At 67.8% G+C, this 7,848-nt stretch carries 6 protein-coding genes; 4 read left to right on the top strand and 2 right to left on the bottom strand.

Going from position 1 to position 7,848, the window contains the following annotated elements; translation table 11 throughout:
* The coding region (locus tag DBR23_RS23300) for an ABC transporter substrate-binding protein (RefSeq protein ID WP_233250696.1) at nt 1-572 on the bottom strand (572 nt) is incomplete at its 3' end.
* Between the two features lie 261 nt (nt 573-833).
* Here DBR23_RS23300 and DBR23_RS23295 point away from each other — a divergent pair.
* Nucleotides 834-1,355: a hypothetical protein gene (locus tag DBR23_RS23295; RefSeq protein WP_146191424.1), complete on the top strand. Its 522-nt coding sequence runs from the start codon at nt 834-836 to the stop codon at nt 1,353-1,355.
* 29 nt (nt 1,356-1,384) lie between these two features.
* Here the strand turns inward: DBR23_RS23295 and DBR23_RS23290 are convergent, their stop codons facing one another.
* Nucleotides 1,385-1,915, bottom strand: coding sequence for a BON domain-containing protein (locus tag DBR23_RS23290; RefSeq protein WP_108499737.1), 531 nt, complete (start codon nt 1,913-1,915; stop codon nt 1,385-1,387).
* 317 nt (nt 1,916-2,232) lie between these two features.
* On the opposite strand from DBR23_RS23290, the gene DBR23_RS23285 reads away from it, so the two are divergent.
* Genes DBR23_RS23285 through DBR23_RS23275 form a run of 3 tightly spaced genes read left to right on the top strand, consistent with a single transcriptional unit; the run spans nt 2,233 to nt 7,708 of the window.
* Nucleotides 2,233-3,297, top strand: a complete 1,065-nt coding sequence (locus DBR23_RS23285; protein ID WP_108499739.1) for a ligase-associated DNA damage response exonuclease — start codon at nt 2,233-2,235, stop codon at nt 3,295-3,297.
* Complete coding sequence (locus DBR23_RS23280) at nt 3,294-4,991, top strand: ATP-dependent DNA ligase (protein WP_108499736.1); 1,698 nt, start codon at nt 3,294-3,296, stop codon at nt 4,989-4,991. Before DBR23_RS23285 ends, DBR23_RS23280 begins: the two co-directional genes overlap by 4 nt.
* Nucleotides 4,988-7,708 carry a ligase-associated DNA damage response DEXH box helicase gene (locus tag DBR23_RS23275; protein ID WP_108499735.1) on the top strand — a complete coding sequence of 907 codons (2,721 nt, stop codon included), beginning with the start codon at nt 4,988-4,990 and terminating at the stop codon, nt 7,706-7,708. The genes DBR23_RS23280 and DBR23_RS23275 overlap by 4 nt, the downstream gene beginning before the upstream one ends.
* Nucleotides 7,709-7,848 lie beyond the last annotated feature (140 nt).

Below are 7,848 nucleotides of genomic sequence, written 5' to 3'. Positions count from 1 at the left end.
AGATAGGTGATCTCGGTCACGTTGCCTTCCGCCTTGCCCGCATTCCACCAGCCCGGATTGGCAGCGAACACAATCTTCTGGTCGGGCACCCATTCCTTGAGCACGTACGGTCCTGTCCCCATGGCGTTGCGGTGCGAATAGGTCTCGTCCTTGGCCTTGATGTCCTTGGGCTCCACCGCGTTGTTCTTCTCGGCCCAGGCCTTGCTCATCACGCGCAGCTCGGTCAGCTGGTTGAGCAGCACCGGGTTGGGGTTCTTCAGAAAGATGTCGATGGTCTCGCCATCCACCTTGGCAATGCGGTCCATGCCCTGGGTGTAGATGGCGTAGGTGGAGGTCTTGCTCATCGCACGCTGCAGCGAATACACGACGTCGTCCGCCGTCATGGCAGAGCCGTCACTGAACTTCACGCCCTGGCGCAGCTTGAAGCGCATCTGCGTGGGGCTGACCTGCTGCCACGACGTGGCCAGCAGCGGCTCCACCCTGAGCGTGCGGCTGTTGAACATGACCAGCGACTCGTACACCGCCGCATGGATGCCGTTGCCCAGAGCGCTGTTCTGCGAATGGATGTCCATGGTCTGGATGTCGCTGGAGCCGGACCACTTGAAGGGTTTGGCCCAGGCATAGTTGGGCAGCAGGCAGGGGAGCAGTGCCACAGCGGCGATGGACACGGCTGGCAGGTATCTAGATAAAAGCGGGGAAGACAGCAGCTGCACAGATAACTCCTCGTGAATGAAAGGCAACACTTTGCAGCACATGAATGGGTCTGGAGACCATGGAAATCCCGGTAGGACACGTTGCTCAGCACCACAATCCAGTGCCCAACGATCTGCCCTATGAGCCGCACCTCCATCCGAACCGTGATCCTTTCTTCCCTGGCGGGTGTAGCCTTCGCCGCCCTGTGTGGCCTGCTCATCACCATCGGCTACATGTTTTCTATGGAGGATTTCGTGGCGCAGCCCAGATCTCCTGTTTACTACGCGGGCATATCGCGATTGATTCGAAGCCTGGGAGTACCGGAGGGTGCAGAGGATCAGGAATACTTCGGATCGGTGGGCGATGGCAACAAGCCGCCGCAATCGCAGCTTGGCTTCACCACGGCAGCTGGCGCAGGCGAGCGGGTCTGGAATGCCTTGGATGCTCAACTCTTGGGCCAGGGGCTGCAGCACTCCACAGCATCCCATGACGGCACGGACCCCACACCCGCATACAGCACCAACCTGAGTACGGTGGTGCCTACCCTCCGTGAAGTGCAATACCGGTCGGCACGAGGAGACTTGGTTGTATTGGGTATGCATGCACTGCCTAAGAACAACGGCCAGGCGACAGTGCGTTTCTCAATCACCCATTTCGACTGAAGCGCAGCCTGCCCTTGTTCAGAGCGCCGTCAAGGTCTGAGCAACGGGTACCGCGCCGCCGCCGCATCCGTCCCCACCTGCAGCAGGTTGATCACCCCCAATACATCGTCTACCAGCCACACAGCCTTCTCCAGCGCATCAGACTGCGCTTGCGACTGCACGCAGCCCTTGAGCGTCACCAGCCGCCGCTCGCCCAGCACCCACACGCTGGTGTCGTCAAAGCGGCCGTCCTGCTGGATGTAGCGCTGCACGCGCGGGATGATCTCGGCGTCGTACAGGTAGGAGTTGGGCAGGCGACAGCGCCCCACGCGGTGGCAGCTGCCGCCATGCTGAGAGCGCACATGCGCCAGTTCGCGCACCTCGGCCTCGGTGTACAGAGGCCCTTCGGGCACGGGGCATTGCGGGATGGCTTGGGTGACCTGGACGAAGGGGTCGTTGAAGGCGTTGGTGCGCGGCGCGGCGCCCGGAGAGACCTGGGCAGCGGCTGATGCGGCCACGAGGCCCAAAACCGGGCCGTAGAGCACGACAAAAAGCGACCGATACGACGGATACAAGTGCATGGATGAGTCCCTGGCTGCGGATCTGGGCCGCAGGCGACCGCCATCGTACGGGCGTGGTTTTCTGCCGTAAAGACAGCCGACCTTGCGCAGAACGCGGCGCAGTCCTGCAGACGGCGCAACCGATGGCGGGATGATGGGCAGGGACGCGCATTGAGCGGCACGGCCCAACAGGTCAATATGCTTCATTATTGATAGCAAATGAGACATGCAATACCGGCGCTTGTGGCAGATTGGACGTCAAAAGTGCCTGCAACACCCCACCGGGCAAACCCGGGCAGCTCCACCGGCTTTGCCTTGCCGCCTACGATGCCACACGCATGTCCTGCAACGAATTGATCGTCCACCGCCCCGAAGGCCTGTACTGCCCGCCTGGCGACTTCTACATCGACCCCTGGCGGCCGGTGGAGCGGGCCGTGATCACGCATGCCCACTCAGACCACGCACGCATGGGCTCGGCCCACTACCTGGCGCACCACGACAGCGCGGGCACGCTGCGCAACCGGCTGGGGGCGGACATCGCGCTGCAGACGCTGGCCTACGGCGAGGTCATCAACCACCATGGCGTGCGCGTTTCGCTGCACCCGGCCGGGCATGTGCTGGGGTCGGCCCAGGTGCGCGTCGAACAAGGCGGCCAGGTGTGGGTGGCCTCGGGCGACTACAAGCTGGAAGACGATGGCACCTGCCCGCCCTTCGAGCCGGTGCGCTGCCACACCTTCATCACCGAGTCCACCTTTGGCCTGCCGATCTACCGCTGGCCGTCGCAGCCCACGCTGTTTGCCGACATCAATGCCTGGTGGGCTGCCAATGCAGCGGCGGGCGAGGCCAGCGTGCTGTATGCCTACGCCTTCGGCAAGGCGCAGCGGCTGCTGCATGGGGTGGACGCCAGCTTCGGGCCCATCGTGGTGCATGGGGCGGTGGAGCCGCTCAACGCCGTGTATCGCGCGGCGGGCGTGGACCTGCCGCCCACGCTACGCGTGACGGACCCTGGCCTCACCAAGGCCGACCTGAAACGCGCGCTGGTGCTGGCGCCGCCCTCGGCAGCGGGCACACCCTGGCTCAAGCGGTTTGGCGAACACTCCGACGCGTTTGCCAGCGGCTGGATGCTGGTGCGCGGCGCACGCCGACGCCGGGGGGTGGACCGGGGCTTTGTGATGAGCGACCACGCCGACTGGCCCAGCTTGCAAAAAGCCATTGGCGCCACGGGCGCGGAGCGCGTCATCGTGACGCACGGCAGCACGGCCGTGATGGTGCGCTGGCTGTGCGAGCAAGGGCTGGACGCCCAGGTGTTTGCGACCGAATACGGCGCCGATGACAACGAGGATGATGCAGGGGCGGCGCCTGAGGTGCCAGGCAGCACACCCACACCTGAGGCAGCCGCATGAAGGCCTTTGCCCAGCTGTTCCAGGCGCTCGACGCCACCACCGCGCAGTCGGCCAAACTCGCGGCACTGGTGGCTTACCTGCGCGTGGCACCGCCCGCCGATGCAGCCTGGGCCACGTACTTTCTCGCAGGCGGCAAACCCCGCCAGATGGTGCCCACCAAGCGCCTGAAAGCGCTGGCGCAAGAGGCCGCTGGCCTGCCCGAGTGGCTGTTTGAAGAAAGCTACCAGGCCGTGGGCGACCTGGCCGAAACGCTGGCGCTGCTGCTGCCGCTGCCCACCCAGCCCACCGAGCTGACACTGGCCGAATGGATGGCTCAGCTGCTGCCCCTGCGCGCCCTGCCGCAGGGTGACGCCGATACCCGTCTGCGCACGCAATGGAACATGCTGGCGCCGGAGCAGCGCTTTGTGTACTTCAAGCTCATCACCGGCAACTTCCGCGTGGGGGTGTCGCGCCTGCAGGTGACGCAGGCGCTGGCCACGGTGAGCGCGCTGGACCCCAAGCGCATCGCCCACCGGCTGATGGGCTACACACAGATCGGCCGGCAACCGCAGGCCAGCGACTACCAGGCGCTGATCGCGCCGGTGGACGACGATGCCAGTACGCAGGATGCTGCCGATGCAGGCCAGCCCTACCCGTTCTTCCTGGCCCACCCGTTCAACCAGCCCGTGGCCGAGATGCCTGCACTGCTGGGCACGCCCGGTGACTGGCTGGTGGAATGGAAGTGGGACGGCATCCGCGCGCAGATCGTGCGCCGGGGCGGTGCGGTGTGGATCTGGTCACGCGGCGAAGAGCTGGTGACCGACCGCTTCCCCGAACTGGCCGAGGCCGCGATGGAGCAGCTCCCTGACGGCACAGTGGTCGATGGCGAGATCCTGGTGTGGCTGCCGGGCGAGCCCCAGCCCCGCCCCTTTGCCGACCTGCAAAAGCGCCTGGGTCGCAAGACGCTGACCCCCAAGCTGCTGCGCGAGCTGCCTGTGGTGCTGGTGGTCTACGACCTGCTGGAGCACGCAGGGCAGGATGTACGCACGCAGACCCAGCAGGAACGCCGCGCGCTGCTTGAGGCCATGCTGCAGCAACCCGATGACACCGCCATCGCTCCCCCGCCCCACAAGGCCCTGCGCCTGAGCGCAGTGCTGCAAGGTACCGACTGGCAAGACCTGGCACGCCAGCGCGAGGCCGCGCGCAGCATGGGCACCGAGGGCTTCATGCTCAAGCACCGCAGCGCCCACTATGGCGTGGGCCGCACCAAGGATGTGGGCGTGTGGTGGAAGTGGAAGATCGACCCCATGAGCGTGGACGCGGTGCTCATCTACGCCCAGCGCGGCCACGGCCGCCGCGCAAGCCTCTACACCGACTACACCTTTGCCGTGTGGACCGGGCCGCAGGACGACCCGGACCGGCAACTGGTGCCTTTTGCCAAGGCCTATTCGGGCCTGACGGATGCCGAGATTGCGCAGGTGGATGCCATCATCCGCAAGACCACGCGCGAGAGCTTTGGGCCCGTGCGCAGCGTGGACGCGACGCTGGTGTTTGAGCTGGGCTTCGAAGGCATTGCGCGCAGCCCGCGCCACAAGAGCGGCATTGCGGTGCGCTTTCCGCGCATGCTGCGCTGGCGGCAAGACAAACCCGTGGCCGAGGCCGATACCTTGCAAACGCTGATGGCACTGCTGCCGGGGCAGGACGCGGCCATATGAGCACGACACGCCGCCCGCGCAAGCCCCTGCCCCCGGTGGCACCGAGTGCCCCAGCCGCCTGGATGGCGGCGCGCGGGTGGCAGCCCTTCGGCTTCCAGCAAGACGTGTGGCGCGCGATGGGCGAGGGCCGCTCGGGCCTGTTGCACGCCACCACGGGCGCGGGCAAGACCTATGCGGTGTGGCTGGGCGCGCTGCAGCACTTGGCGTGGGCCGATGCTGCACCAGCGCCCGAAGAAGCCCCCAACGCCCGCACCGCCCTGCGCACGCGCCGCGCTGCGGCACCACCCCTCACCGTGCTGTGGATCACGCCCATGCGTGCACTCGCTGCCGATTCGCTGCGCGCCCTGCAGGCACCGCTGCCCGATCTGGCCCCCACCTGGACCAGCGGCCTGCGCACCGGCGACACGGCCAGCGGCGAGCGCGCTGCGCAAGACCGCCGTCTGCCCACGCTGCTGGTGACCACACCCGAAAGCGTGTCGCTGCTGCTGGCCCGCGCCGATGCGAGCGAGCGCTTGGCCAGCGTGCGCCTGGTGGTGGTGGATGAGTGGCACGAGCTGGTGGGCAACAAACGCGGCGTGCAGGTGCAGCTGGCGCTGGCGCGCCTGTCGGGCTGGAACCCGGCGCTGCAGGTGTGGGGCATGTCGGCCACGCTGGGCAACCTGGACGAGGCCCTGCACACCTTGCTGCCGCAGCCCGTGCCCAGCGCGAGTGCGCCACAACCACCGCCAGCCGTGCTGGTGCAGGGCCGTATCGACAAGCGGCTGGAGGTGCAGGTGATGCTGCCTGCGCGTGCCGACCGCTTTGCGTGGGCGGGCCACATGGGGCTGAGCCTGCTGCCGCAGGTGGTGCAGTCGATCGAAGCGGCAGCGTCCACCTTGGTGTTCACCAACACCCGGTCTCAGGCGGAGCGCTGGTACCAGGCGCTGCTGGAGGCACGGCCCGACTGGGCCGGCACCATTGCGCTGCACCATGGGTCGCTGGGGCATGAGGTGCGCAACTGGGTGGAGCACGGCCTGAAGGCCGGGCAGCTCAAGGCCGTGGTGTGCACATCGAGCCTGGACCTGGGCGTGGACTTTTTGCCGGTGGAGCAGGTGCTGCAGATCGGTTCGGCCAAGGGCGTGGCGCGGCTGGTGCAGCGTGCGGGCCGCTCGGGCCATGCGCCGGGGCGCAGCTCCAGCATCACGCTGGTGCCCACGCACAGCCTGGAGCTGGTGGAGGCAGCCGCTGCGCGCCACGCACTGGCGCAGGGCCGCATTGAAGACCGGCACACGCCGCGTGCGCCGCTCGATGTGCTGGTGCAGCACCTGGTCACCGTGGCGCTGGGCGGCGGCTTTGTGCCCGATGCGCTGCTGGCCGAGGTGCGCCGCGCACCCGCCTACGCTGCCTTGGCCGACAACGACTGGCAATGGGCGCTGCAGTTCGTGCGCCAGGGCGGCGCATCGCTGGCCACCTACCCGGACTTTCACCGCGTGGTGCCCGACGACGAAGGTATCTGGCGCGTGCCCGATGCGCGCCTGGCGCGCCGCCACCGCAGCAACATCGGCACCATCGTGAGCGACGCCAGCATGCAGGTGCAGTTCGTGAGCGGCGGGCGCCTGGGGTCGGTGGAAGAGAGCTTCATCGCCCGGCTGCGCAAGGGCGATGTGTTCATGTTTGCAGGCCGGCTGCTGGAGCTGGTGCGCACCCAGCAGATGACGGCCTATGTGCGCATCGCCCCCAGGGGCAGCGCTGCGCTGCCGCGCTGGAGCGGCGGGCGCATGCCGCTGTCGAACACGCTGGCCGATGCGATGCTGGAACAGCTGGCGCAGGCGGAGCGCGGCCAGTTCGCCACGCCCGAGATGCGCTGCGCCCGGCCATTGCTGGAGCTGCAGCAGGCCTGGTCGGCCCTGCCCACCCCGGGCCGCCTGGTGGCCGAAACCCTGCACACGCGCGAGGGCTGGCACCTGTACCTGTACCCGCTGGCGGGGCGCCTGGTGCACCTGGGCCTGGCCGGGCTGCTGGGCTGGCGCGCATCGCAGCAGGTGCCCAACACCTTCTCCATCGCGGTCAACGACTATGGGCTGGAGCTGCTGTCGGCCAAGCCGGTGGACTGGGCCACGCTGCTGCCGCGGCTGATTGGCGAAGGCACACACACCACCATCGGTCGCGGGCTCGAAGACGAAGTGCTGGCCAGCCTGAACGCCACCGAGATGGCGCGCAGGCGCTTTCGCGAGATCGCGCGCATCGCGGGCCTGATCTTTCAGAGCCACCCGGGCGAGCAGCGCAGCAGCCGCCAGCTGCAGGCCTCGTCGTCGCTGTATTACGACGTGTTTGCCCAGTACGACCCCGACAACCTGCTGCTGGCCCAGGCACGCGCCGAGCTGCTGGCGAACGAGCTGGACATGGAGCGACTGGCCCGCACGCTGCGCGGCATGCAGGCGCAGACCCTGTCCATTCATGCCCTGGAGCGCCCCACCCCGTTTGCCCTGCCGCTGATGGTGGAGCGCTTTCGCGAGCGCCTGAGCACCGAGACCCTGGCCGACCGTCTGGCGCGCATGGTGCAGGCGCTGGAGCAGGCGGCCGACGCGACCACGGGCACCCACCTGGCGCAGCACGCGGTGCAGTCCACAGATATGGCGTGGGACCTGCCCGATAGCTCCGGCGCCCGCACACAACGCGCGCGCCGTGCAGCGGGCGGGGACACCCCCCGCCGCACCCGCAGACGCCACGGATTCTGAGCACGATGACCACGCTCCCCCTTCACACCGCAGCCCTCGGCACGCGGGCTGTCCCTACGCCCCCCATCGGTGCGCACGCCATTGCCCTGCCCTGCGGCACCGCATTGCAACTGCTGCCCCAGCGCGCCCTGTGGTGGCCC

Source organism: Acidovorax sp. HMWF018 (assembly GCF_003061035.1).
Lineage (GTDB): Bacteria > Pseudomonadota > Gammaproteobacteria > Burkholderiales > Burkholderiaceae_C > Acidovorax > Acidovorax delafieldii.
Note: the sequence above shows the minus strand (reverse complement) of the source record. Positions and strands in the feature narration are given on the sequence as shown.

What these genes read in the sequence shown, in the direction of transcription:
- DBR23_RS23280 (WP_108499736.1), top strand. Translation starts at nt 3,294, where the DNA reads ATGAAGGCCTTTGCCCAGCTGTTCCAGGCGCTCGACGCCACCACCGCG.
- DBR23_RS23295 (WP_146191424.1), top strand. Translation starts at nt 834, where the DNA reads ATGAGCCGCACCTCCATCCGAACCGTGATCCTTTCTTCCCTGGCGGGT.
- DBR23_RS23290 (WP_108499737.1), bottom strand. Translation starts at nt 1,915, where the DNA reads ATGCACTTGTATCCGTCGTATCGGTCGCTTTTTGTCGTGCTCTACGGC.
- DBR23_RS23275 (WP_108499735.1), top strand. Translation starts at nt 4,988, where the DNA reads ATGAGCACGACACGCCGCCCGCGCAAGCCCCTGCCCCCGGTGGCACCG.
- DBR23_RS23285 (WP_108499739.1), top strand. Translation starts at nt 2,233, where the DNA reads ATGTCCTGCAACGAATTGATCGTCCACCGCCCCGAAGGCCTGTACTGC.